Genomic DNA, 24,071 nt, shown 5'->3' with positions numbered 1-24,071 from the left:
GTCAAATCCGGATCGGGTATTCTCGACAGACGGGAACATCGCGCCGAGGCCGCGCGTTGATGACTCAGAGGCGTGAGTCACCAGCGGGTTGGTCTGGTGTTCACACAATGGGAGGTTGTCATGGCTGATCGTTCCTTGCGCGGCTCGGGATTGGGCGCAAAGTCCTTCGAGGACGAGTCCGGAATCGAGTTCGCACCCCGTCAGGAGATCGGGTTCGACTGTCCGCAGGGCCACCACTTCACGCGGATCTTCGCTGAGGAGGCCGAGTTGCCGACCAGCTGGACCTGCCCCAAGTGCGGCCACGAGTCCGTCCGGTCCGATGGCGTTCCGATGGAGGAGCGCGAGGTCAAGCCGGTGCGTACGCACTGGGACATGCTGCGCGAACGTCGCAGCATCGCGGAGTTGGAGGATCTGCTCGCCGAGCGGTTGGATCTGCTCCGCTCCCGGCACTGATCGGGCCCACCCGGCCGGATCAATCGTCGGACCCACACATCGGCGCCGCCGTACGCATTGCGTGCGGCGGCGCTGTTCTGTCCTGGCCCGGCCTGCCCGGGGCGATCCCGGCGCCTGCGGGCGACGGGTCAGCGTTCGATCTCGCCCTCGATGATTCCGCCGTCGTCCTCGCCACCGGGACGATCGCGCCGCTGGCGATAGGGATCGTCCCCGTACGGCTGGTCCTCCACGACCTCCCCGGGGATCACACTCCCCCGCCCACGCACGGTGAAGCCGGTGGCAGTGGTCGGGTCGAACCCGATCCGGTCCATCGGGTCACCCACCACGACCATGATCCGGCGCCGGACGACGCGGCGGATCGGCGGTACCAACAGCCCCACCGCGGCAAGGTCGGTGAGGAAGCCGGGGATCACCAGCAGAATGCCCGCCAGCATCAGCAGCGCGGCATCGGCCAGTTCGGCGTTGGGGGCGGCACCCGGCCGGAACATGTCCCGCAGGGCCGCCCAGGCCTTGCTCCCCTCCCGGCGGATCAGCAGGGCGCCGACGACCGCGATCACCAGCAGGATGAACAGCAGCCACAGCGCCCCGATCTGGTTGCCGACCAGGATCAGCAGCAGGATCTCCAGCACCGGCAGCACGATCACCCCGGCCACCACCGGCACCACCCAGCGGCGGGACTGCTTCGGGGCGGGAGATCGCTGCTGCCCGGACATCACTGCCCCTTTCCGGAATCCTGCCCCGAGCGGCCGGGCCGCAGGGCGGATCGGAGCTGTTGGCCGCGATGGGCCAGGCCCATCTTCGTGGTCGACATGATCGCCTCGACGAACACGTCCTTGCCCAGCTTCGAGTTGCCCCGCTCGCGCTCCTTGAACTCGATCGGCACTTCCACGATCTTCATCCCACGCTGATGGGTGGCCCAGGTCAGATCGCGCTGGATGCCGTACCCCTTGGAATCGAGGTCGCCGAGGATCGCCCGCAGCGTACTGGCTCGGAAGGCATTGAATCCGCCGGTGACGTCCTTGATCGGCATCCCCAGCATCAGCCGGGTCCACAGTCCGCCGCCGCGGGAGAGCACTTCCCGGGACTTGGGCCAGTTGACCACCGAGCCGCCGGGGACCCAGCGCGAACCCTTCACCATGTCCGCCCCGCGCAGCGCCTCCAGCAGGCGCGGCAACTGCTCGGGTTGGTGGGAGCCGTCGGCGTCGTGCTCGACCAGCACGTCGTAGCCTTGGTCCAGCCCCCAGCGGAAGCTGGCCAGGTACGCCGCACTCAGACCTTCCTTGCCCTGGCGGTGCAGCACATGGATGTGATCGTCGTGGGCGGCCATGTCGTCGGCGATGGCACCGGTACCGTCCGGGGAGTTGTCATCGGTGACCAGGACGTGCGCCTCCGGTACCGCCTCGCGCAGCCGGGTGACGATCATGCCGATGTTGTCGGCCTCGTTGTAGGTGGGGATGATCACCAGGATCTTCCCCAGATCGTCAAAGCGGTCGGGGCTGACGGGCTGTTCGGTCATGCTCACTTCCAGGGGTCGGCGGGAGACATCCATTCTGTCCTATCCGGCATTGTTTCCCATCACACCGGCGTCCACAGTGGCGGAACCGCCGGTGCCGGCCGACTTTCGCCGCCGACGGCTGACCAGCAGGGCCGCCACCACCGACCCGAGGCCGATGGCGAACAGGGCGGCATCCAACCAGCCGCCGATCCGGGTCGCCGGGGTGAGGGCGGTACGCAGGGGGACCTGGTAGGTGTTGGAGAAGGCCACCATGTCCGGGGTCTGCTGCACCACCTGCCCGTTCCGGTCGATGTAGCCCGAGATCGACGTGGTGGTCGACACGACGATTTCGCGGCGGGCTTCCATCGCCCGCACCCGGGTGATCGCGAACTGCTGCTCGATCTGCGGGGTCTGCCGGAAGGCGTTGTTGTTGGACTGGACGACCAGCACGTTCGACCCGGTCACCGCTTCCCGCATGGTGTCGTCGTAGGCGACCTCATAGCAGATCGCCGTCCCGATGGTCACCGGCCGACCGGCGACGGTGACCGCCAGCCGGCCCGGCTCGGTGCCCGGGACACCCTGTTCGCCGGTCAGCGCGAGCAGCGGGATCATCGGGAGCAGCACCTCCCGCAGCGGGATGTACTCCCCGAACGGCACCAGATCCTGCTTGTCGTAGCGGGCGGTGATCCGGTCGCCGGGCTCCCACCACAGGCTGCTGGTCTGCCGCTCGTCGGGCCCCGGTCCGGACATGATGGCGCCGACCAGAATGGGCACCCCGGCACCGCGGACCGCTCCGCTGATGATCCGTTCGGTGCCGTAGTCCCGGGTCGGATCCATGTCGGTGGAGTTCTCCGGCCACAGGATGAAGTCCGGGACGGCGACCTCACCGGCCCGGGCCCGCTCCATCAGCCGGCCGGTCTCGGCGGCATGATTCGCGGTGACCGAGCGGGCCGGCCCGAGATAGCCCCGGGGCGCGTCGATGTTGCCCTGCACCATGCCGACCGCGATCGTGCCCGAGCCGGCCGCGGACTCCACCTGGAAGCCGCGCAGCCCGATCCCGGCCACCCCGAGCAGGACCAATCCGACGGCCAGCAGCGCGCTGTGGCGCACGATCAGCCGCTTGGCCGCGGGGGCCGGCAGCAGCCGGCGGCGCTCGCCCACCGTCAGGACCAGCCAGGCCAGCCCCGCACCCATCAGCGCCGTCAGCCAGCTGACCCCACCGGCGCCGAGCAGCGGGAAGAATCCGTTCAGCGGGCTGTCCACCATCGCGTACGCCGCCCGCACCCAGCCGAACCCGCCGACCGGGAACCGGGCCAGCCCGATCTCGGCGACCAGCCACAGGCAGGCCACCCAGACCGGCCAGCCGGGCAGACGCCGGACCAGGCGTACGCCGATCGCCAGCAACCCGAAATACAGCGCCTGGATCGCCACCACCGCCGCTGCCACGAGCGGCGCGGCCGGCCCGACCGGCAACACCGACAGCCACCACACGGTGATCCCGAGCAGCCCGAACCCGAAGCTGTAGCCGATCCCGAAGGCCCGACGATTCCGCAGCACCGCGACCAGCACCACGAACGCGGCGATCCCCAGCGGCATCAACGGCCACAGCGCCAACGGTTCGAACGCGAGTCCGGTGAGCAGCCCGCAGATCAGCGAAACGCCGAGGGGGACGAAACGGGGCGGGTTCCAATGCACTCCGAAAGGTTACGTCACTCGCGCCGGGGTTCCGGATCTGCGCACGGTGGTGAGCGGGTCCCCAACGCGCAGGCCGTAACCCGAGGCAGGCGTTCCCGCTCGTGGTATAACCAGTTATACTCGCCCTATGAAGACGGCAATTTCAATCCCGGACGGTGACTTCGAGCACTTCGAGCGGGTCGCTGCCCGGCACGGCATGAACCGGTCGGAGTTCTTTCGGCGCGCAGGTCTCCGCTTTGTGGAGGAGCTGGAAGGCAAAGCCGAACTGACGGCTCAGGCCGATGCCGTGATTGCTCGCCTCGGGCAGCCGTCGCAGGAGGGCCTCTTTGTCGCGGAGTCCGAGCGAATCATCCTGGCGTCGACGCAGTGGTGATCTCCCACGGGGATGTGGTGTGGGTGGATTTCGGTTCGCCGCGGGAGTCGGAGCCTGCGAAGCGTCGACCCGCGGTCGTACTGCAGGAGGACTGGTTGCTCGCCACTCGCATCGCCACCGTCCTGGTCGTGCCGTTGACCTCGAATGTTGCGCTCGAAGCGTTTCCGGGCAACGTACTGGTCCCGGTCGATGCATCCGGCCTGGGCAAGGATTCGGTAGCGGTGGTGTCCCAGGTGGGGCCGGTCAGCCGCGAATTCCTTGATCCGTACCCGGTCGGACACGTTCCCAGCTTCATCCTGGTGAAGATCGCAGCGGGCGTGCGCCTGGTGATGGGGATCTGATTGCCTTCGAGCGCGCTCTCCGCTGCCCGCTGTCGGCGCGCGGTCCCGGACCGGCCGAGTCGGCAGCTGCGCCACCTGCGACCATGGTGGGCATGCCGGAATCGCGCCTGATGCTGCTGGACACCGCCTCGCTGTACTTCCGCGCCTTCTACGGGATGCCGTCGACGTTGACCACCCCGGCCGGGCAACCCAACAATGCGGTACGCGGGCTGCTCGACTTCATCGCCCGGCTGATCACCGACTACTCCCCCACCCACCTGGCCTGCTGCTGGGACAACGACTGGCGCCCCGCCTGGCGGGTGGAACTGCTGCCCAGCTACAAGACCCACCGGGTCGCCGACCCGGCGGCCTCGGCCGACGACGGCCACAAGCCCGCTCCGGGGGCCGGTGGTGCACCCGCGGCCGAGGCCGCGCCGGCCGAACTCGGCGTCCAGGTCCCCTGGATCGAAGCCGTCCTGGCCGCGCTCGGGCTGGCCGTGGTCGGCGCGGATCACCACGAGGCCGACGACGTGATCGGTTCGCTGGCCACCCAGGTCAGCGTCCCGGTGGATGTGGTCACCGGGGACCGGGACCTGTTCCAACTGGTCACCGACCGGATCCGGGTGCTCTACACCGCGCGCGGGATGTCCAACCTGCAGATCGTCACCCCCGACTGGATCCGGGAGAAGTACGCCATCGAATCCACCCAGTACGCCGACTTCGCCACCCTGCGCGGAGACACCTCCGACGGCATCCCCGGGGTGGCCGGGATCGGGGAGAAGACCGCGGCGACCCTGTTGGGGACCTTCGGTGACCTCACCACCCTGCAGGCGGCGGCCGAGTCCGGCGGGACCGGGCTGACCAAGGGGCAGCGGACCAAGATGCTGGCCGGGGCGGACTATCTGACGGTGGGGCCGCGGGTGGTCCAAGTGGTCCGGGATCTGCCGGTGCCGGACCTGGCCGAGCTGGTGCTGCCAGCCACCCCGGCTGACCCGGAGCGGTTCGGCGTACTGACTCGTGAACTGGGCCTGGGCACCTCCGCCGACCGGATCCTGACCGCGCTGGCGCGGGCGCCCCGGGACGAGGCCTGAGGCCCGGGGCACCTGTTGGGGAAGAATTCAGTTGCCGTTTTCCCGCCGATCACTACCCTGTTTCCAGGAACGCAATCATGGGACGCATAACTGAGGACGGTCCGCAGAGAGGAGGCGCCCGATGACCGAACAGCTGACGACGGGGTCGAACCCGTCGCACCCGTCGGCGAGCCCGCGCGGCGCCCTGCTGCGGTGTAGCTCCCCGCTGTCCACCGGCTGCCTCCACCCCGGGGCCGACCGCGGTGAGGCCGACCCGCGTCCGCGGGTGTGGCCGCCGCTACGTCGGCGAACGATCGACGGGTGTGCGATGCCCTCTCCTGCCCCCGTGGCGGGTCTCCGAGTCAGCCGTTCCGCGCTTTGCGCGGGACGGTTTTTTGTTGCCCGGCGCACGGTCCGGGCGGTTTCACCCAGGACTCACCGGGTCCAGCTGTCCAGGAAGGAGCGGCTATGAGCGGTGTGCTTGTGCTGAACTCCGACAACACCGCCCTGCACACGGTGTCGATCAAGCACGCGATCGGAATGTTGGTCCGTGAGGTCGCCATCGTGGAGGAGGCCCGCGAGGGCCACGCGATCGGCCCCTACCCGTGGCCGGTGGTGCTGCGCCTGATCCGCTACGTGAAGACGGCCTTCCTGTACGCCCGGGCCCCCGGCTGGACCAAGCGCGGGGTCCTCAAGCGGGATCGGCACACCTGCGCCTACTGTGGCGGGTACGCCAGCACCGTGGACCACCTGATTCCGCAATCGCGCGGTGGACCGAACTCCTGGCTGAACACCATCGCGGCCTGTGGGCCGTGCAACCTGAGCAAGGCCGACCGCACCCCGGACGAGGCCGGGATGCGCCTGCGGTTCACCCCGTACGCCCCCAGCCGGGCCGAACTCGCGCTCAGCCGCTGACCCCGGACCCGCCGGAGTCCCGGACGGGGCCGAGGATCAGTGGGCGCGCGTCCGCGACCAGTCCCGGGTGGGGTCGGCGGTGAGCACGTAGATGGCCGAGCCGGCGAACAGGTTCGGGTTGCGTCGGGTCAGCCCGAGCGGTTCGCCGTCGGAGTTCAGGGGGATCCGCTCGTCGATCCGGAATCCGCTGGTGTCGAAGAAGGTCTCCAGGTCCTTCAGCGTGGTGTAGCGCACGTTGGGCGAGTCGTACCACTGCCACGGCAGGTCCCGGGAGATCGGCATGTGCCCGGAGATCAGGGCCAGCCGGTTGCGCCACTGCCCGAAGTTCGGCACCGACACGATGCAGCGTGACGCGATCCGGCCCATGTGCTGCAGCACCTGGGCCGGGTAGCGGATCGCCTGCAGGGTCCGCGACAGCACGACCGTGTCGTAGGAGTCGTCGGCGAACTCGCCGAGTTGGGTGTTCAGGTCCAGCTCGATCACCGACACCCCGGCCCGGATGGCGGCCACCACCTTCGCATCGTCGATCTCCACGCCGGTGCCCTGGCAGCCGCGCTGATGAATCAGATAGTGCAGCAGGGATCCGGAGCCGCAGCCCAGATCCAGCACCCGGGAGCCCGGAGTAATGTGCTCGGCAACCAGGGTCAGGTCGGTACGCAACTCGGTGGTCCGCCGGGCGGTCATCGGGCCTCCTCGGCGGCGCGATCCAGGAACGCCTCGATCGTGGCGTGATAAATGGGATCGGCCAGCAGGAAGGAGTCGTGTCCCCAGGCCGAGGAGATTTCCCGGAAGCTGACCGCGCAGCCGGCGCGCTCCAGCGTACGCACGATCTGCCGGGAATGTTCGGTGTTGAACCGCCAGTCGGAGTCGAAGCTCATCACCAGGAAGCGGCTGTCGGAGCGGGCCACCGCGGCCGTGGCCGCCGGGTCGGCGAAGGGATCGAAGTAGTCCATCACGCGGGTCAGATAGAGATAACTGAGTGCATCGAAGCGATTGAGGAACTTCTCGCCCTGATGGTCCAGGTAACTCTCCACAGCGAAATCGACCCCGAAGCCGTGCCGCGGGATCTCGGCATCCTGGAGCCGACGGCCGAACTTCTCCGACATCGCCTCCTCCGACAGGTAGGTGATGTGCGCCATCATCCGGGCGATCCGCAGCCCGGTCTCCGGCAGCGTGCCCTCCTCGAGGTAGCGGCCGCCATGGAACCCCTGGTCCCGGATGATCGCCTGTCGCGCGACCGCGGAGAACGCGATGTTCTGCGCGGTCAGCCGCGAGGACGCCGCGACGATCACCGCATTGCGCACCTGCTCGGGGGCCGACAGCGCCCACTGCAGAACCTGCATGCCACCCAGGGACCCGCCCACCGCGGCGAGCAGCCGGTCGATGCCCAGGTGGGCCAGCAGCGCCCGGTGCACGGTCACGAAGTCGGCCATCTGCAGCAGCGGGAAGTCCAGCCCGTAGCTGACCCCGGTCTCCGGGTTGCGCGAGGCCGGCCCGGTGGTGCCCTGACAGCCACCCAGCAGATTCGGACAGATCACGAAGAACCGGTCGGTGTCCACCGGCTTGCCGGGCCCGATCAGGTTGTCCCACCAGCCGGGTTTCGAGTCGCCCGCGTGATAGCCGGCCGCATGGGCGTCCCCGGTCAGCGCATGGCAGATGAACACGGCATTGTCCCGCGTCGCGTTCAGGGTGCCGTACGTCTCGTAGGCGACGGTGACCTCGGTGAGGGTGTTGCCGCTGGCGAGCCCCAGCGGGTGCGTTGCGTCGAACAACTGCACCTGCTGGGTCGTGACCAGGCCCACCGAGCCGGGGGCCTCCCCGGTGGTTTCCCGCCGATCGGATTCGTCCGGTACGGCGTCGGCTGCTGTGAAACCGGTGACTGGTGTGGAATCGGGCATGATGCCGTCGCTCGTACCCCCGTCAGCCCGCGACGCCGGCCAGACCCTTGTCCAGGGCGGCGATGATGTCGTCGACGTGCTCGATGCCGATCGACAGGCGGACCAGGTCGCCGGGTACGCCGGCGGCCTCCAGTTCCTGATCGTCGAGCTGGGAGTGGGTGGTGGTGGCCGGGTGGATCGCCAGGGACTTGGCGTCCCCGATGTTGGCCACGTGCGAGAACAGCTCCAACGATTCGACCAGCTTGCCGGCCGCGTCCTTGCCGGCCTTCAGGCCGAAGGCGAGCAGGCCGGAGTAGCCCTTGCCGGTGAAGACCCGGTCGGCGATCGGCTTGTACGGCGAATCGGGCAGGCCCGGGTAGGTGACCCAGCTGACCGCGGGATGGCTGCTCAGGTGTTCGGCGACGGTCAGCGCGTTGCTGCTGTGCCGCTCCATCCGCAGCGGGAGGGTCTCCAGGCCCTGATTCAGCAGCCACGCATTCATCGGGGCGATGGTCGCGCCGGTGTTGCGCAGCAGCACCGTCCGGGCCCGGGTGATGTACGCCGCCGGGCCCGCGGCATCGGTCCACACCACGCCGTGGTACGCCCCATCGGGGCCGGTCATCCGCGGGTAGCGCTCGGCATGGGCGGCCCAGTCGAAGTTGCCGGAGTCGATGATCACGCCTCCGAGCGTGGTGCCGTGGCCGCCGATGTACTTGGTCGCCGAATGCACCACGATGTCGACGCCGTGCTGGATCGGCTGGGCCAGCACCGGGGTGGCGACGGTGTTGTCCACGACGAACGGCAGGCCCGCCGCATGCGCGGCGGCCGACCAGGCAGCCAGGTCGATAACGTTGAGCGCCGGGTTGCACAGCGACTCCCCGAAGACCAGCTTGGTGCGTTCGTCGACGTGCGCGGCCAGGTCCTCCGGCTTGGTCGGGTCGACGAAGCGAGCCTCGATCCCGAACTGCTGCAGGGTGTGCGCGAACAGCGCGAAGGTCCCGCCGTACAGGGTGGACAGCGCGACGATGTTGTCCCCGGCTCCGGCCAGGGTCAGCACCGAGTAGGTGACCGCTGCCGCGCCCGAGGAGGTGGCCAGCGCCCCGACGCCGCCCTCCAGGGCGTTTATCCGGACCTCGAAGTGATCCTCGGTCGGGTTCATGATGCGGGAGTAGATGTTGCCCGGCTTGCGCAGCGCGAACAGATCGGCGGCGTGCTCGGCGGAATCGAAGGCGTAGGACGTCGTCTGGTAGATCGGCTGAGCGAGCGCGTTCGTGGTCGGATCGGGTTGGTGGCCGGCGTGGATGGCCAGGGTCTCGATCTTCGGCTGCGCGGCGGAGTGCTGGTCGGCGGACATGGGGCCACGCTAGTCCCCCGGCCGGTACCGGCGTACGCGGGTCTCAGGGTACGGCCGGGCCCGGCGCGTCGGCGGTGAACCGGAACCGCTCCAGCACCACGTGCCGGGGGCCGCCGGTGGGGCCCTGCCGCAGGTAGGACTCGAGGAGGACCAGTTCGGCGGCCCGGAAGGTCCAGCCCGGGAACGACCCCAGGACGGTCAGCCATTTGGTGGCCTCGAAGGGTCGCTTGGCCCGGGCGAGGGTCAGGTGCGGATGGAACCGGGAGCCGTCGGGGACGATTCCGGCGTGGCTGGCGGCTGCCCGCGCGGTCCGGCTCAGGTGGCCCAGTTGGGCCACCCCGGTGGTGATGTCGAGGCCCAGGACGCGGGCCTCGTACGGATTGGGGAAGGCCAGCGAGCCGGCGATCCGCACGTCGAAGGGAGCGGTCCGTTCGGCCAGTGCCGCCAGGCCCTCGATCAGCGGATCGAGGCTGCGCTCGGGAACGGAGTCGGCGAACAAGGTGGTGATGTGCCAGTTGCCCGGCCCCGACCAGCGCAGCCGGTCATCGGCCTGGCGACGCGGATCGACGTAGGCGGCCAGGTCCTCGATGACCTCGGCGGGCGGATAGACGGCAGCGAACATGCGAGTACCCATAAGAGACCCAGTGTAGATGGACCTGCCGGGGCCGGGACCTCGGGGTCGGGGTGACCGAGCGGGCTGAGCGGGATGCCCCCGGCGCCGCCACGAGACCGTGCAGATCACACAGTGGCAACCTCCGGAAACCACGTGCCGCCGCGGGAAGCGGCTGGTTACGCTCAGGTGAACGGCGGGGGCACAGGGGCCGCTCGCGATGTGAGAGGTGGCGACATGACCGATCAGGTGGCTGTGGAAGCCCGAGTGAAGCCGATCATCGAGGTGGACGGACTGCAATTCCGGGATCTGGACGGCGACGGGCAACTGACCCCCTACGAGGACTGGCGCCGCGAGCCCGGTGAACGGGCGGCCGACCTGGTCGCCCGGATGTCGCCGGAGGAGAAGATCGGCCTGATGGTGATCAACTCCCGCTCGATGGGCATCTCTCAGCACGACCCGGCGCAGACCAGCCATGACGGCCTGCTCGACGAGCAGTATCACCGGATCAAGAACGACCCGCACAACTCCGCCGGGCTGCCCTATGAGGGCACCACCCAGCAGATCACCGAAATGCACATGCGGCACTTCATCATGCGCGAGACGCCGACCGGATCCCGGATCGCGAACTGGGTGAACGCGATGAACGAGGTGGCCGAGGGCACCCGCTGGGGGATCCCGGTCGTGGTCGCGGCGAACTCGAAGAACGAGTACGGCGGGTTCAAGATGGGCGCCTCGGCCGAGGACAAGGACTTCACCCAGTGGCCGGGCACCCTTGGCCTGGCGGCGTCCGGTGACCTGGATCTGATCGGTCGGTTCGCGGACTGCTCCCGGCAGGAGTGGGTGGCCAGCGGGTTGCGCAAGGGCTACATGTACATGGCCGACACCGTCACCGATCCGCGCTGGTTCCGCAGCTACGGCACCTTCGGGGAGAATCCGCAGTTCATCGCCGAGGCCACCCGAACGGTGATCCGGGGCTTCCAGGGGGCCGAAGGGCTGGGCCGCGAGGGGGTCGCGCTGACCACCAAACACTTCCCCGGCGGCGGGGCCCGGGAGAACGGGATGGATCCGCATTACCGGGAGGGGCGGTTCAACATCTACCCGACCGAGGGCTCCTTCGAGGCGTACCACCTGCCGCCGTTCCAGGCCGCCGTCGATGCCGGGACCTCCAGCATCATGCCGTACTACGCGGCCCCGTCGAAGGAGAAGTCGCACGTGCCGCAGGGGCGCCTGGTCGAGTTCGAGGAGGTCGGCTTCGCGTTCAACCGGGAGGTGCAGGATCTGCTGCGTTCGATGGGGTTCACCGGGTACGTCAACTCCGACTCCGGGATTCTGTCGAAGATGGCCTGGGGCGTGGAGGACCTGTCCACCGTGGAGCGGGCCGGGGTGGCGATCTCGGTGGGGACCGACATCATCGCCGACACCAACGATGTCGCCTCGATCCGGGAGGCGTACGTGCGCGGCCTGTTCCCCGAGGACCGGCTGAACGAGGCCGCCACCCGGCTGCTGACCGACATGTTCGCCCTCGGCCTGTTCGACAATCCGTACGTCGATCCGGAGCAGGCTGATGCCGTGGTCGCGAACGCCGACTTCGAGGCGCAGGCGCTGGAGGCCCATCGGCGTTCGATCGTGCTGCTCAAGAACGGCCCGCGGGTCGACGCGGCGGAGGGTCCCCTGCTGCCGTTGACCGCCGCCAAGCTGGCCGGCAGCAAGGTCTACGTCGAGTTGTTCCAGCAGGATCTGCTGGTCGCTGAACTGGACGCCTTCCGCGACCTGGTGGCCCAGCAGCATCCGGAACTCACCTTCACCACCGACTACCGGGATGCGGACGCGGCCATTCTGATCGTGAAGCCGTTCACCGGGGCGTACTTCGAGTTCACCGGGCTGAACGATCTGACCATCGACGAGCACTCCCATGTGAACCTGGCCAAGATCCGGGCGATCCGCGAGCAGGTGGGCACGGTCGCGGTGGCGCTGAACCTGGTGATGGCGTGGTTGCCGGGGACGATCGAGCCGCTGGCCGACGGCCTGATCGCCGGCTTCGACACCCGGGCGGAGGTGCTGTTCGACACGTTGGTGGGTGGCAACTCCCCCACCGGCAGCCTGCCGCTGACCCTGCCGATCAACCAGGCGGCGCTCGCGGTCGACGAGAACGGGCGGTGTGCGTCCCCGAACGATGTGCCCGGCTTCGACAAGGAGAAGTACATGGACGGTCGCCCGTACGTGTATGTCGACGCGGCCGGGAACCGGTACGTCAGCGGGTTCGGGTTGCGCTACGACGCCTGAGCGGGTTCGGTCGCTCGCGGGGTACGCGGGGGCCTTCCCGCGATGGATGGTTCGGGCACCGGCGTTCCCGCGATACGTACGCCCATCCCGCAGGCCGTAACGCTTCCCGCATCTGCTGCACCAGCAGCGGGAAGGAAGTGGCATCGCTGAGCCGCGGTAGTCATCGCGGGAAGCCGGGGCGCAGCTGTTGCTGTCGCGGAAGTACACCTTGTGTCGCGGGGAAACCGGAAGTATCGCTGGCCGCGATCTCAGGTCCGGGCACCGTCGTTCTCGCGACGGAGAGTTCCGGCACCGGCGTTCCCGCGACAGTCAAGTCCATCCCGCGGACCGTAGGGCTCCCGCACCTGCTGCACCAGCAGCGGGGAGGAAGTGACCTCGCAGGGCAGCGGCCACCGGGCCAACGCAGCGTCACCCAAGGCCACCTAGCTTCACGGCGCCCAGAAGCTGGGTTGCCCGCTGTGACGCTGGGTGCCCGGAGCGACGCCGGGTGAGCCTCCGCCTGGGGCACGAACTCCCAGCAGCCCGCTGTTCGGCCCGCTGCAACCCTCGCCTCGGCGTCCGGGGCCTGGATCATCGGGTCCACGGCCCCGGGCCATGGAATCGGGCTGCACCCGGCTGGTACCGCTGATGCCCAGGATCGGGCCATGCGCTGAGCCGCTGTTGCTGTCGCGGGAAGCCCCGGCGCCCGTGTTGCTGTCGCAGTCGGGGCGCCGCCGTCGCTGTCGCGGGAAGCCCGATCGCCACCACCACGTGGTCGCGGGAACCCGGGGCCGGCACAACCGTCGCCGAATCCGAGCAACAGCCACGGCTGAACCGATCGCTGCTTAGGCTGACGCCCATGCAGCCCGACGACCCGCCGCGACGCTCGGCCGGACCGGTTCCGCTGCCAGCGCTCGGGGTACGCGGCCGGTTGCTCGGCTGGGTGATCGTGGCCGGCGTGGCGCTGGTGCTGCTCGCCGTGATCACCGCCGCGGGAGGGTTCCGACGGGCCTCGGCGTACCCGGGACCGATCGTGGCGCCGGGGCAACTCATCCGGACCAAGGGCTGGGACATCCGCATCGGCTCGGCGTACGTCCGCTCCCAGGCCGGGACCCCGGTGGACCTGGTGGTGCTGGCCACGATCACCAGCAAACTGACCGCATCGCACCCGTCGCTGACTCCGCAGGTGATGATCGTCCGGATGCCGGGCGGACGCGCCCTCGGGATCAGCACCTGCGGGCACGTCCGGGCCCCGCTGGAGGCAGCGAAGTTCGACCCGGACGTCGCGACCAACGCCGGGTGCGTGTTCAAGTTCGCCGCGAACGACTATGTCCCCGACGGCCGGGGCCCGTACGCGATCGACGTGCTGGTCCTCGATCAGCGCAAACCGGACGACGACTTCGCGCGCCTCGGTGAGTTGAAAGCGCAACTCCCCCCGAAGGCCCGGGTCCCGCTGACCGCGCAGGTGCGCCGATGAAGCGGCTGGGTGGGTTCGTCGTCCTGGCGCTGTGCCTGGTCCTGGCCGGGTGGATCGCGACACTGCGCCCGGAGGGTACCGAAATCGACCGGCCGGCCGGGCCCGGGGCCGACGGCATCGCACGGACCCCACGGCTGGATGCCCGGCTGCTCCAAGTGGTCGCCGCGACCGAGGTGGGCACTCCGAGCGGGGCCACCCAGCAGTCCTGGGAGCCGTTCCTGGTGGTCACCTATTGGGTGCAGCCGCACCAGCGCCTGCTGACCGGGCTGCCCCGGATCACCACCGCCGAGGGGAAGCGCTACGACCCGGTGACCCGGATCGGGCTGCCGGCCGGATCGGTGCAGGTGCCGGTCGCCCAGGCCGCCGTGGCGCAGGCGGTGTTCGAGGTACCCGCCGCGAAACTGCGCGGGGCGCGGTTCAGCGTACGCTCGAACGCGGCGGGCGGCATCGTGCCGGTCCGCGATGCCCCGACCTTCGTGCTGCCCGACCCGGTGCCCCCGGCGGCCGGCCCGGTTACGATCGAGGAACCGACGTACGAAGCGGGGCGCTGAGCCCGGCGAGGAGGCGCGCGATGCGGTCCGGACCGATGTATTCGGCGGTGCTGGCCGCGCTGCTGCTGACCGGGTGGGCCGACACCGCCCAGCCCGCCGCGGGGCCGCAGTTGCCCGGCACCTCCTGGGAGTTGACCGAGTTGCACCAGGCTCCCCCGGTGGCCGGAACCAGCATCACCGCGGCGTTCACCACCGAGCAGATCTCCGGGTCGGCCGGCTGCAACCGGTACTTCGGCCCGGTGGCCCTGGGCGTGGGCACGATCTCGGTGTCGGACGCGCTGGCGACCACCCTGATGGCCTGTGACGGCCCGGTGATGGACCAGGAGTACGCCTATCTGGCCGCCGTGCGGGACGCCCGCGCGTACCGCCTCGACGGGGACCGGCTCACCCTGCTGGACGGGTCCGGCCACGCGCTGGCTGCCTTCGTCGCCACCGCCTGACCGCAGCCCCGGACAGGCCCGGAAGCCGGAGCAACCGCCCCAGGCCCAGGACGAGGCCCAGCCACCCCACCACCGCCACCGCGACGAGCAGATACTCCGCCGGGCCGGGCAGGAATTGGACCGACCAGAAGAACCGCGCGGTGACCGACAGCGGCAGCAGGGTGCCGAGCACCGCCAGGGCGACCGTCATGATCACCGGACGCCACTGCGCCCGAACACCGGCCCGGTGCGGGGGATGAATCAGCACCGAGAGCAGCAGCCCGCAGTACAGCAGCGTGTACATCACCGCCGACTGGGCCACTGACCGGTCGCCGGACCACCGATAGCCGAGCAGATACACCACCGTCGCGACCAGGGCCAGACTCACCCCCGTGGGGAGCACGAAACGAGTCAGATCCCGCAGATGCCGGTCCCGGTCGACCGCCCCGGGCGGTGTCCACAGCGGCAGCAGGATCGACGGGATGGTGACCGCCAGCAGGGAGATCACCGTCCCCTGGCCGGACCGGTACGGGAACCCGATATCGAGCAGCCGGACCGCCAGAATGAGCAGCGCGGAGCAGACCACCAGGGTCAGATTCAGTTTCAGGATGTCGAGCAGCCCGCGCACCATCGCCTGCCCCTTGCGTTGCACCGTGAGCAGCGCGGCCGGGGAATCGCTGAGCAGCACGATGTCGGCGGCCCCGAGCGCGGCCTGCGTACTGGCCGGCTGGGTCACCGCGAGATCGGCCTGCTGCAGGGCGGGCAGATCGGTCAGCCCGTCGCCGACCACGGTGACGTGGCGGCCGGCCTTCCGCAGGGTCCGGACCACCTCGGCGACCTGGTCGGGGCGGAACCCGCCGAACAATCGGTGCCGGGCGACCGCCTCGGCCCGCTGCTCCGGCGGCAGCGCCTCGTACGCCGCGCGGGACAGGCCGCCCTCGGCAAGCAGGTCGGCCTCGGCAGCCGGGGACAGTCCTGCTTCCCGCAATGTCGCCAGCACCTGGTCCGGTTCCCCGGCGGCGAAGACCTTGATCCGGACGCCGGTGGCGACCCAGTCGGCGATCACCTCGAGCGCGTCGGGATGGATCCGGCGCCGGATCTCCACCGCACAGATCGGGAGCAGGCCGGTCGGGAGCGTCGGCGTACCGTCCGGCCCGGTGAGCCGCGCCGACCAGTCGGGGTCACCGGCTGCGGCGCGCGCCACTGCCAGCACCAACCGGTCGGCCGCCGCAACACCGGCCGGATCCGGGGAATCATCGGCGATCCGGGCCGCCTCGGCATCGGAGAGCAGGGGTTCCAGGACGCTGCGCCGGGCCAGCACGTACAGGTCGGGATCGCTCTCCCCCGCGTACGCCAGCGCCGTCCAGCCGTCCCGGAGCAGCGCACCGGCGGAGAAGCGTACCGGCCGGGAGACACCGTCGAACGCGTCGGCGATCATGGTGGCCAGCGGCGTCGGCTCGGGCAGGTTCCGGGCCAGGTCACCGACCAGCCGCCGCTGCTGCGAACTCGAGGGCCAGTCCGGATCATTGTCGTGCCCGGGAACCGGCACGATCTCCGCGGCGGTCCCGGCCAGCATCCCGACATCGGTGAAGCACACGACGTTCGACTCGGCCAGGGACTCCACCGAACGGGCGCTGCGGACCAGGGCGCCGGACCGGGCCAGCTCCGCGGTCCCGGTCGTGTAGGTGTGAATGATCATCAGGTACAGCCCGGTCGGCAGCAGGCTGAACACCACCGGGGCGGCATCGACCAGTGCGTCCCCCGGGGTACCCACGTCCAGCCGGAAGAACTTGGCCAGCAGGATCGCGACGTAGCCCACGACCACCAGCAGCAGCACGAACAGGATCCGGGCCACCAGGTGCTCCAGCGGGGTCGGTTGCCGGGTCGGCGCGGGGCGACGGGCACCGCGGGCGTGGGTCGATCGGTGCGCCCCCACCCGCTCGGCGCGCATGGTGCCGCGTCCGGCCAGGCAGGTGCTCCCGGCCAGCAGCAGATCGCCGGGCTGGGCCCGGTGCGGTGCGCGCTCCCCGGTCACCGCGGAACTGTCGATGACCAGGGGGCCGCCGGCCAGCACCGGGCCGTCCACCTGGAGCTGGTCGCCGGGTCCGATCACGACCAGGTCGCCGAGCACGATGCGGTCGGCGTCGATATTGCTCTCTCGGTTGTCGCGGATGACGGTGGCCCGTGGACGCATGCGTTGCTCGAGGAGATCCACGCGGCGCTGGGCGTACTCCTCCTTGCCGACGCGGATCCCGATGCTCACCAACGCCAGGACGAGCGTGATCAGGGCACCGATCGGAGCGCCCAGCAGGAGCTGGATGCCGACCAGGCCGAGCAGGTTCAGCTGGAAGATCGTGAAGATGCTCCGCAGCCGGGGCCGCTCGACCTGCTGCTTCAGCTCCGTGGTATTGCCGTCGCCGGCGGCCAACCTGGCCGCGGCCTCGGCCGCGGTCAGGCCGGGCACCTGGGTCAGCTCGGTTCGGTGGCAGTCGCGGCGTTGTCGTGGACGCCGAGCATCTGCTGCAGTTCCTTCTCGTCGGCCTCGGACAGCGAGGTCTTCAGCACCTGACCACCGAACTCGGCGATCCCGGCATTGAACTTGTCCTCGGTGAGTTTGGTGGCCATCAGCACCAGCGCGGCTTTGCCGTTGCCGAGCATGCCGGTGACCCGTTCGCTGAAGGCTCGATCGATCCCGGACTTGCCGATCCTGCCCAGCAGCGCGCCCCAGAGCCCGCCCAGGAGCAGGCCCACCCCCGGGGTGAGGAAGATCAGCCCGAACAGCAGGCCCCAGGTGGCACCGGAGGCGGCCGAGACCCCGACCAGGCTGCCGGGAGTGTCGACATGCCGCTTGCCGTCCTCGTCGACGCGGACCACGGCCAGGCCGGACAGTTCGACGACGAAGTCGTGCTGGAGTTGCTGGACCCGGTGGTACGCCTTTTCGGCGGTCTCGTGGTCGTCGTAGCCGATGATGATGAGTTCTGACACAGTGATCCCCCGATCTTCCAGTTGCCCCTGCAACTGAGGGCTTCAGCCTAGCCACCCCGGGCGCGGCAGCTGGCGCAGGTGACCCTCAGTGCAGGAGGCTGGGGGAGGACAATGGACCGAGCGCGCCGTGCGGTCGGCGCACCTTCGGAGAGGCAGTCATGAGCAGGTCGAAGACCGAGGAGAATCGCAGTATCGTCAAGGCCCTGCTGACCAGCCCACGCTTCTGGATCGGACTCGTCATCGCAGTGCTGGCGATCGCGTTCATCGCCCAGAACCGGCAGCCGGCCACCTTCCACATCGTCGCGGCGACCTTTACCGCCCCGCACTGGATCATGCTGACCGCGGTGTTCCTGGCCGGGCTGCTGACCGGGTTCGCGCTGCGCCGCCGCAAGTGAGCCGGTCGCGGCGCCCTTGGCTGGTTGCCGGGGCACTGCTGCTGGTGGCGATCCTGCTCGCAGTCGGGATGGGTGCGGTGGCCGGTGGACGCTGGCAGCAGGAACGGGTGATCGGAACCAGTCGGGTCGGGGAATGGGCCGACCTGAGTGCCTACGGATTCCGGCTGCGGGTGGACGGGGTCGCGGTGTCCGACGAGTTGCCCGGCATCGGTGGGGCGCCGGTCCGCGGGATCGACGGGCTGCGCCTGGCCCGGGTGCAGCTGACCCTCGAGCCGACGCGATCCATCGCGGCGGACAACTATGCCGACATCCTGTCCTGTGACGTGGCGGTACGCAATGGGCGCGACGAGCAGATCGGCCCGTCGGCGGTGGGGCTGCAACTCCCGGACGGGAGTGTCGGCGGGTGCACCGCGGTGGTGCGCCCGATCGAGGCCGGCCGGCAGTACGCGCTCACCCAGGTCTACGAGATCCGGCCCAGCGATGAGGCCGGACTGAGCGTCGAGGTCGTGGTGACCGAGGGGCAGCGTCCGGTGAGCCGGTCCTGGCGGTTCACGACCTAGCGGGTCGGGCGGCCGGGGCTCGGGTCAGCGCGGGTTCGGGGTCGCTGGGTGCCTCGGCGGGTTCGGCGGCGAGGTGATTCAGGCCCCGGTCGAGGGTCGTGACCAGCAGCGCCGGCAGCAGGGTCTGGCAGAGGAGTTCGGACGGCAGCTGGGCCCACTGCATGAACGCGACGAAGCGGTCGGTCTCCCCGGGGCCGAACCACGCCACGGTCAGTTGGTGCAGCAGGCTCTGCCCGGTGGTGAGCACGGCGTACCAGACGATGAAGGCACCCAGCAGGATCGGCCCGGCGCGCCGGATCAGACTCAGCGCGTGCAGGACCGGGACGTACTTGTCGCGCAGGTCGGCGCCGAGGACGCTGCCGACCCGGAGCAACGAGCGGCCCGCCGTGGAGGTCGGGGTGAAGCGGTCGATCCGTTCGGACAGCCGACCGGTCACCACGTCGCGTACGCGGAAATGGCGCCAGCCGAGCACGGTCGCGGCCAGGGCCAGCCACGCCAGCGGCAGGGCGAAACTGTTCCAGACCGCCGGGAGCAGCGTTTCCCAGATCCAGCCGGTTGCTTCGGCGACCGCGGCGGGAAGCGTCAGCCCGAACGGGAGCGTGAGATCCGGCAACCGGTCCAGGAAGCCCTGCCAGCCGACCTGGAGCCAGCGGGTCACCGCGCGGGTCTGCAGCCAGGTCTTCAACTGGTCGACCCCGATCAGCGTGATCAGGAACAGGCAGAACGCCCACAGGCTCTCCAGCACCACCAGCGGCAGGCGGATCCAGGGGTTGCGGCGGCCGCGGGTGAGGAATTGGTAGGCGATCCGCAGGATGAAGGCGCTGCCTCCGATCGCGAGGAACAGCGGCAGTTGACCGGCGTCGGTGGAGATGGACCAGGCATCCTGGGCGCGCAGGTCGGGTTTGAGTGCGATATTCCACAGGAACAGGTCGCTGACCCAGGCGTCGATCAGCTTCCAGACCGCGTACACCGCGAGGAACGGTCCGATCGAGAGCAGGAGGACGTCGACGAGCGGCTCGGTCCGCAGGGCCTCAGCGGGTACGCCGGGGCGCCGCTCCCCCGCCGTGAGCCGGTCCATTCGTAGCCCGGGCTTGAGCAGTCGGATCATCGCGATCATCGCGAGGACCTGGGCCACCACACCGACCACGTACAGCAGGGTGGCCAGGACCCGGTTGGCCTGCCCGATGGTGACAGCGGCGTTGGTGCCGAGCGTACGGATGATCCAGCCGATCAGGAAGATCGACACCAGTTGGGGCAGGTAGGACAGCCACAGCCGTACGGTCCGCACCGGCAGAACGGCGAATTCCTGGAGCCTGCGCACCGGGGAACGATAACCCGGTGCGGGGTTCAGTGCGCCGAGGTGGCTACCGAGTGGGCGGCGTCCTTCCGTGCGCGGGTCTCGGCCTGCTGCTCGCGGCGCAACTCATTGAGTTGTTCCATCAGCTCGGGGTCCTCGCGGACCAGCCAGACCAACCCGCAGTCCTCGGGACCGCTCGCTCCGGGGTAACACAGGCTGCACGATTCGCCGAGGCGAATGGGGCACTTGGGTTCCGGGCGCTTCATGTCCCAATTCTAGATCCGGGTGGCCGGATCCCCCGAGCCGGGAGGGCGCTGGCTGACTGTGAGATGGGTCAATCGGGCCGATCCTGCTGGCTGATGAGCATGGCCAGGGGCGGGCCGGGTGGTCCGATGCCGCAGCCCCCGGACCGAGCTTCACCGCATCCACCCAACGTCAGTTTCGGTGAACCAGCGTCACGGCGCACCGAAGCTGCGTACCCAACGGTGACGCTGCCTGACCGAACCGAAGCTCGATCCTCCCGAACAGCTCCGGAAGTCACTCCAGCGGGCACGTTGAGATGAGGCAACGAAGCGCTCCACGCGGGCATCCTGGATGAGTCAACGCGTCGATGTGCGCCGGTGGCCGTGATCGTGTAGAGTCTCCGGGTGGCCAGAGATGGCCATGGCGGGCTGTAGCGCAGCTTGGTAGCGCACTTGACTGGGGGTCAAGGGGTCGCAGGTTCAAATCCTGTCAGCCCGACCAAAATCCGTTGGTTGACCAGCGGAGACGCGGTCACCGACGTGGTGAGAGAGGTCCCGACCGGACCGATGTGACCGCAAGTTCAGCAGCAGGCCCCGACACCACACGGTGTCGGGCCCGGACCAGTGTGCTCATGCGCGTGCGGGCTTGTGCAAGCTCCCTCAAGACACGCCGTCCTGGAAGAGTTTCGTCACGGATCGAGGGCAGCTACCAGGGTCGGCTGCCGCGCTTGATCCGGAGAGCGATTTCGGGGATCTCGTCGAGTTTCCCCGTTGAGACCGCCATCACCAGCTCGTAGGCCTGATCGTTGGTCAGGGTGAGCCTGCGCCCATTGACACCCAGAAATGCAATCGTCCCCGCCAGAGCGAGTCGCTTGTCCCCATCTACCAGGGCACGGTTGCGCGCAAGGGAGTGCAGGAACGCCGCCGCCTTGTCCTCCAAGGTGCTGTAGGCATCTGCTCCGAAGGCGGTGGTCTGCGGACGCGCCAGCGCTGACTGCAACAAGCCTGGATCTCTCACCGGCACCTCGGGGCCCAGCATCCGGTGAGCGACATGCATCAACTCGGACAGGTCAGGTAGATCACTGGCCGAGTCGCTCCAGCGCTTCGGCATAGCGCGGCAACTCCTGGTCCAGCACCTGATCAAGCAGATCGGCCCGGCTGTGGTTCTCGATGTACTCGCGGACTGCCTGCCGCGCGACATCTTGCATGGAGCGGGATACGTCGGACGGATCCACGCCTTCTCCCGCCCTAGGCAGTGCCCTCGTCGTGCGCTTTCGGGTTGTGCACAGTCTCGTCCCGGACGATCTCGGCCAGTCCGTCCCTGGTCACGTCGTGCCGCGGCTCGACCAGAATCTGCCGGGCCACGTTGTAGTAGCCGAACTGGTCCAACAGGATCGCGGCCTGCTCATTCGACATGCCGTGGGCATGGGCGAGCATCCGGACCTGCTCGGTGTACATGGCGTGCAGCTTGCTCACGCCGTTGAGAAAATCGAGTTGCTCAGCCATCGGTGCTCCTTTGCACGGGTACAGACCACGCTACCCCGGGGAGGCGGGCACGGGCCACGGATCGAACCTGCCTCCGTTCTCGTCGTCCCATGACGCCGGGGGTCACTCTCCGTGCCGCGCCGGTCGAAATCGGCGGGCGTCTCCACCCGGAGGCCGATCGCGCGCACCAGGGCATGGGCCTGTGACCGCAGTGCCCTCCCCATCGGCGGCCGCTGAAACCCGGGCTCCGGCACCGGGCCGGCCGGCTGGGCGGATGCACCAAGATGGTGGAGGCCCGCACGACATCCAGCGGAAACCGTAATGGCCTGGGCCGAATATGCCGAATAGGCCGAATATCTATTGCACTGTTGCCCGTGATCGGCGCCGAGCGTAGGCTCACTGTTGCGCGGATCGCCAGCTTGACGGCGGGCGGGAAACGCTGACAAATCGGCGTGAGCGAGCCTCGGGGGATCCATGACCGATCAGCAGATCCACATCAATCCACACCAATCGGTTCCGCCAGAGGTGGCGGAAACATTCGCCCGGATCGAGGCGGAACGCACGGCCGCGATCACTGAGACCCAGGAGTTGACCAGGCTCACCCGGCCCACTGAAGGTGATCGAGATATCCAGTTCCAGATCTTCACCCGATCGGATTCTGATGCGCGTGAACTGAGGGAAAGGGCTGCCCGACTCAGGCGGGCGGAGATGCAGCGGATACGGACCCATAAGGCCTCCGAGTTCATCCCCTCCTTTCATCGATTCCCGCTTGACTTCGGCCCTCCGGCACCGGTGGACACCACCTTCTGGTTTGCGTCCTACACCACATCCTGCACCTCTCCTTATGGCGTAAGCGAACAGGCGGACGGCCTTCACTACACCGGTAAGAAGACATCCGACAGCGGCTCTTTGCAGTTTTTTCATTACGGCGTGAAAAGCCTCTACAGTATTTCCCACGACCGGATTCCACCCAGTTCCACCGGGCGATGGGTGTCCGCCCCCCACGTCGAGCTATTCGGACGGCTCGGGGGTTACACCGGTGACTCTGGTGTGTTCGATGGTGACTACTGGAGCAAATGTTGGATGATTCGTAGGCAGACACTGGTCCAGAACGCTTTTGGGTCCCCGGGTCCGGTACCGACCGTTATCGGGGAGGCGACCGACGTTCAACCGGTTTTCAATGAGGAGAATTCGCATCGTTTCGTGGAATTCACGTTGCCGGGCTTTCAAGCCATGCCGGCGGTCGTGCTTCCCAGCATCCTCGGGGGCCTTCCCATCTGGGCCGAGTTGGAAGTGCGGTTCGACGTGCAACTCGAAGGCACAGCCTTCCACTGGATACATCCCTTCGATCTCCTGGTGCGGCTGTTCCAGTGGCCCCTGCTGCCCAATGCATGACGGGGCATCAGGCTTTTTGTGCACTTCCATTTCCGGATAGAGGCGTCCATCTTCCGGAGAGGAGCCGTCAGGCGCACCGCTGACCCGGGCCCCGCAATCTGTGGTGGTCAAAGCTGCCGCAGCGACCCACACGAAGGGCTGCGCTCCACCCGCGCTGCCTCCACCGCCTCCGCCCGAGCTACGCGCCACGCGTCACTCTCGGCCCGGGCTGCACCAGGACCGGCCAGCAGCCCGGCATACCCAGGTTCTCGCAGTCGATCCAGTCGTCCAGGCGCACCTGCCGCCGGCTCGCCGGCCGGTGGGACGTGGACCGGTCGGTGGCCACCCGCTCCCCCGCCGGAGTGTCCCCAGGATCTGTGCCAGCCGCAGGGTGCTCAGGCCCATGACGAGCCGGATCTCGCGGACCTCCCGGGAGGATCAGGGCCGGGATCGGGGCAGGCACGGCCATCTGGGGTCCGCCGCCATCGAAACGTGATATACCCCTAAGGGGTATGCTCTTAGCGAAAGAACCGCCCTCACCGATTCATCAAGGAGACCACCTATGACGAACACCACGCGCACACTGCTACCGATGGCTACCGGAGGCTGCGCCTGCTGCACCCCCGATCGCGCCACCGGTCTGCAGGAAATCCGAAGCACCACCACGCCCGCGACCGGCACCACGACGTACCGGGTGGGAGGGCTGACCTGCGGGCACTGTGTTGCCTCGGTGACGAAGCAGGTAGCGGCCGTACACGGGGCCACGGCGGTGGAGGTCGACCTGACCTCCGGCGGCGTCTCCACGGTCACCGTGACCGGTCCGGTGGATCCCGACGAGGTCCGTGCCGCCATCACGAAG

The 24,071-nt window shown here is 68.9% G+C and carries 27 protein-coding genes and 1 tRNA gene; 14 read left to right on the top strand and 14 right to left on the bottom strand.

Annotated elements, in window-relative coordinates:
- Positions 1-120: 120 nt before the first annotated feature.
- A complete protein-coding gene (locus G531_RS0112080; RefSeq protein WP_026927450.1) occupies positions 121-453 on the top strand; it encodes an RNA polymerase-binding protein RbpA in 333 nt (110 codons plus the stop codon).
- Between the two features lie 128 nt (positions 454-581).
- On the opposite strand, the gene G531_RS24675 is transcribed toward G531_RS0112080, so the two are convergent.
- Genes G531_RS24675 through lnt form a run of 3 tightly spaced genes read right to left on the bottom strand, consistent with a single transcriptional unit; the run spans position 582 to position 3,643 of the window.
- On the bottom strand, positions 582-1,166 hold the full coding sequence (locus G531_RS24675; RefSeq protein WP_051215420.1) for an FxsA family protein: 585 nt from the start codon (positions 1,164-1,166) through the stop codon (positions 582-584).
- A complete protein-coding gene (locus G531_RS22240; RefSeq protein WP_051215419.1) occupies positions 1,166-1,969 on the bottom strand; it encodes a polyprenol monophosphomannose synthase in 804 nt (267 codons plus the stop codon). The genes G531_RS24675 and G531_RS22240 overlap by 1 nt, the downstream gene beginning before the upstream one ends.
- Positions 1,970-2,008: 39 nt before the next feature.
- Complete coding sequence (gene lnt, locus G531_RS22235) at positions 2,009-3,643, bottom strand: apolipoprotein N-acyltransferase (RefSeq protein WP_051215418.1); 1,635 nt, start codon at positions 3,641-3,643, stop codon at positions 2,009-2,011.
- 127 nt (positions 3,644-3,770) lie between these two features.
- Between lnt and G531_RS0112060 the strand changes: the two genes are divergently transcribed.
- The 4 genes from G531_RS0112060 to G531_RS0112045 all read left to right on the top strand — a co-directional run bounded on the left by G531_RS0112060 (position 3,771) and on the right by G531_RS0112045 (position 6,321).
- Complete coding sequence (locus tag G531_RS0112060) at positions 3,771-4,016, top strand: ribbon-helix-helix domain-containing protein (RefSeq protein ID WP_026927449.1); 246 nt, start codon at positions 3,771-3,773, stop codon at positions 4,014-4,016.
- Entirely contained in the window at positions 4,010-4,357 is a 348-nt protein-coding gene (locus G531_RS0112055; protein WP_211221840.1) for a type II toxin-antitoxin system PemK/MazF family toxin, read from the top strand. The genes G531_RS0112060 and G531_RS0112055 overlap by 7 nt, the downstream gene beginning before the upstream one ends.
- 92 nt (positions 4,358-4,449) lie before the next feature.
- The gene (locus tag G531_RS0112050) at positions 4,450-5,427 is read left to right on the top strand and encodes a 5'-3' exonuclease (protein WP_245630481.1); all 978 of its coding nucleotides are present in this window, start codon (positions 4,450-4,452) and stop codon (positions 5,425-5,427) included.
- 447 nt (positions 5,428-5,874) lie between these two features.
- Positions 5,875-6,321 carry an HNH endonuclease gene (locus G531_RS0112045; protein ID WP_026927446.1) on the top strand — a complete coding sequence of 149 codons (447 nt, stop codon included), beginning with the start codon at positions 5,875-5,877 and terminating at the stop codon, positions 6,319-6,321.
- Between the two features lie 36 nt (positions 6,322-6,357).
- On the opposite strand, the gene metW is transcribed toward G531_RS0112045, so the two are convergent.
- From metW to thpR, 4 genes are read right to left on the bottom strand one after another with little or no spacing between them, the layout of a single operon-like run.
- The gene (metW, locus tag G531_RS0112040; RefSeq protein WP_026927445.1) at positions 6,358-7,005 is read right to left on the bottom strand and encodes a methionine biosynthesis protein MetW; all 648 of its coding nucleotides are present in this window, start codon (positions 7,003-7,005) and stop codon (positions 6,358-6,360) included.
- Positions 7,002-8,219, bottom strand: coding sequence for a homoserine O-acetyltransferase MetX (gene metX, locus G531_RS0112035; RefSeq protein WP_081684079.1), 1,218 nt, complete (start codon positions 8,217-8,219; stop codon positions 7,002-7,004). The genes metW and metX overlap by 4 nt, the downstream gene beginning before the upstream one ends.
- A 22-nt stretch (positions 8,220-8,241) precedes the next feature.
- On the bottom strand, positions 8,242-9,552 hold the full coding sequence (locus G531_RS0112030; protein WP_026927443.1) for an O-acetylhomoserine aminocarboxypropyltransferase/cysteine synthase family protein: 1,311 nt from the start codon (positions 9,550-9,552) through the stop codon (positions 8,242-8,244).
- A gap of 43 nt (positions 9,553-9,595) precedes the next feature.
- Positions 9,596-10,186: an RNA 2',3'-cyclic phosphodiesterase gene (gene thpR, locus G531_RS22230; RefSeq protein WP_035758712.1), complete on the bottom strand. Its 591-nt coding sequence runs from the start codon at positions 10,184-10,186 to the stop codon at positions 9,596-9,598.
- A 213-nt stretch (positions 10,187-10,399) separates the two neighbouring features.
- Here thpR and G531_RS0112020 point away from each other — a divergent pair, with 213 nt between their 5' ends.
- The 4 genes from G531_RS0112020 (at position 10,400) to G531_RS22225 (ending at position 14,895) form a co-directional block, all read left to right on the top strand.
- A complete protein-coding gene (locus G531_RS0112020; RefSeq protein WP_026927442.1) occupies positions 10,400-12,448 on the top strand; it encodes a glycoside hydrolase family 3 protein in 2,049 nt (682 codons plus the stop codon).
- Positions 12,449-13,286: 838 nt separating this feature from the next.
- Positions 13,287-13,904, top strand: coding sequence for a hypothetical protein (locus G531_RS0112015; RefSeq protein WP_026927441.1), 618 nt, complete (start codon positions 13,287-13,289; stop codon positions 13,902-13,904).
- Positions 13,901-14,455 (top strand): hypothetical protein, encoded by a 555-nt coding sequence (locus G531_RS0112010; RefSeq protein ID WP_026927440.1) that lies wholly within the window; start codon positions 13,901-13,903, stop codon positions 14,453-14,455. The genes G531_RS0112015 and G531_RS0112010 overlap by 4 nt, the downstream gene beginning before the upstream one ends.
- Before the next feature lie 20 nt (positions 14,456-14,475).
- Positions 14,476-14,895 carry an META domain-containing protein gene (locus tag G531_RS22225; protein ID WP_026927439.1) on the top strand — a complete coding sequence of 140 codons (420 nt, stop codon included), beginning with the start codon at positions 14,476-14,478 and terminating at the stop codon, positions 14,893-14,895.
- On the opposite strand, the gene G531_RS0112000 is transcribed toward G531_RS22225, so the two are convergent.
- Positions 14,840-17,338, bottom strand: a complete 2,499-nt coding sequence (locus tag G531_RS0112000; protein WP_026927438.1) for a P-type ATPase actuator domain-containing protein — start codon at positions 17,336-17,338, stop codon at positions 14,840-14,842. The genes G531_RS22225 and G531_RS0112000 overlap by 56 nt on opposite strands.
- 5 nt (positions 17,339-17,343) lie before the next feature.
- Complete coding sequence (locus G531_RS26140; RefSeq protein WP_051215426.1) at positions 17,344-17,859, bottom strand: DUF1269 domain-containing protein; 516 nt, start codon at positions 17,857-17,859, stop codon at positions 17,344-17,346.
- Between the two features lie 158 nt (positions 17,860-18,017).
- Here G531_RS26140 and G531_RS0111990 point away from each other — a divergent pair, with 158 nt between their 5' ends.
- The gene (locus tag G531_RS0111990; RefSeq protein WP_051215416.1) at positions 18,018-18,254 is read left to right on the top strand and encodes a hypothetical protein; all 237 of its coding nucleotides are present in this window, start codon (positions 18,018-18,020) and stop codon (positions 18,252-18,254) included.
- Positions 18,251-18,814 (top strand): hypothetical protein, encoded by a 564-nt coding sequence (locus G531_RS0111985; protein ID WP_026927436.1) that lies wholly within the window; start codon positions 18,251-18,253, stop codon positions 18,812-18,814. The genes G531_RS0111990 and G531_RS0111985 overlap by 4 nt, the downstream gene beginning before the upstream one ends.
- On the opposite strand, the gene G531_RS0111980 is transcribed toward G531_RS0111985, so the two are convergent.
- Positions 18,804-20,135: a hypothetical protein gene (locus G531_RS0111980; protein ID WP_145978684.1), complete on the bottom strand. Its 1,332-nt coding sequence runs from the start codon at positions 20,133-20,135 to the stop codon at positions 18,804-18,806. The two genes, G531_RS0111985 and G531_RS0111980, sit on opposite strands and share 11 nt — an antisense overlap.
- Positions 20,136-20,161: 26 nt before the next feature.
- On the bottom strand, positions 20,162-20,377 hold the full coding sequence (locus G531_RS25235) for a DUF6767 domain-containing protein (RefSeq protein WP_081684077.1): 216 nt from the start codon (positions 20,375-20,377) through the stop codon (positions 20,162-20,164).
- Positions 20,378-20,778: 401 nt separating this feature from the next.
- Here G531_RS25235 and G531_RS0111970 point away from each other — a divergent pair.
- Positions 20,779-20,855: transfer RNA gene (locus G531_RS0111970), tRNA-Pro, on the top strand.
- 204 nt (positions 20,856-21,059) lie between these two features.
- Here G531_RS0111970 and G531_RS0111965 read toward each other — a convergent pair.
- From G531_RS0111965 to G531_RS22215, 3 genes are read right to left on the bottom strand one after another with little or no spacing between them, the layout of a single operon-like run.
- A complete protein-coding gene (locus G531_RS0111965; RefSeq protein ID WP_051215415.1) occupies positions 21,060-21,464 on the bottom strand; it encodes a type II toxin-antitoxin system death-on-curing family toxin in 405 nt (134 codons plus the stop codon).
- On the bottom strand, positions 21,433-21,588 hold the full coding sequence (locus G531_RS26135; protein WP_162143174.1) for a hypothetical protein: 156 nt from the start codon (positions 21,586-21,588) through the stop codon (positions 21,433-21,435). Before G531_RS26135 ends, G531_RS0111965 begins: the two co-directional genes overlap by 32 nt.
- Positions 21,589-21,601: 13 nt before the next feature.
- Entirely contained in the window at positions 21,602-21,859 is a 258-nt protein-coding gene (locus G531_RS22215; protein WP_051215414.1) for a hypothetical protein, read from the bottom strand.
- Positions 21,860-22,312: 453 nt separating this feature from the next.
- On the opposite strand from G531_RS22215, the gene G531_RS0111945 reads away from it, so the two are divergent.
- Together G531_RS0111945 and G531_RS0111940 are read left to right on the top strand one after the other, a co-directional pair.
- The gene (locus tag G531_RS0111945; protein ID WP_026927434.1) at positions 22,313-23,233 is read left to right on the top strand and encodes a hypothetical protein; all 921 of its coding nucleotides are present in this window, start codon (positions 22,313-22,315) and stop codon (positions 23,231-23,233) included.
- Between the two features lie 571 nt (positions 23,234-23,804).
- Positions 23,805-24,071: heavy-metal-associated domain-containing protein (locus G531_RS0111940; RefSeq protein ID WP_026927433.1), on the top strand; the 267-nt coding region annotated here is incomplete at its 3' end.

This window comes from Granulicoccus phenolivorans DSM 17626 = NBRC 107789 = JCM 15570 (assembly GCF_000423085.1).
GTDB classification, from domain to species: domain Bacteria; phylum Actinomycetota; class Actinomycetes; order Propionibacteriales; family Propionibacteriaceae; genus Granulicoccus; species Granulicoccus phenolivorans.
The sequence above is the reverse complement of the archived record's forward strand: the minus strand, read 5'-3'. Positions and strand labels throughout refer to the sequence as shown.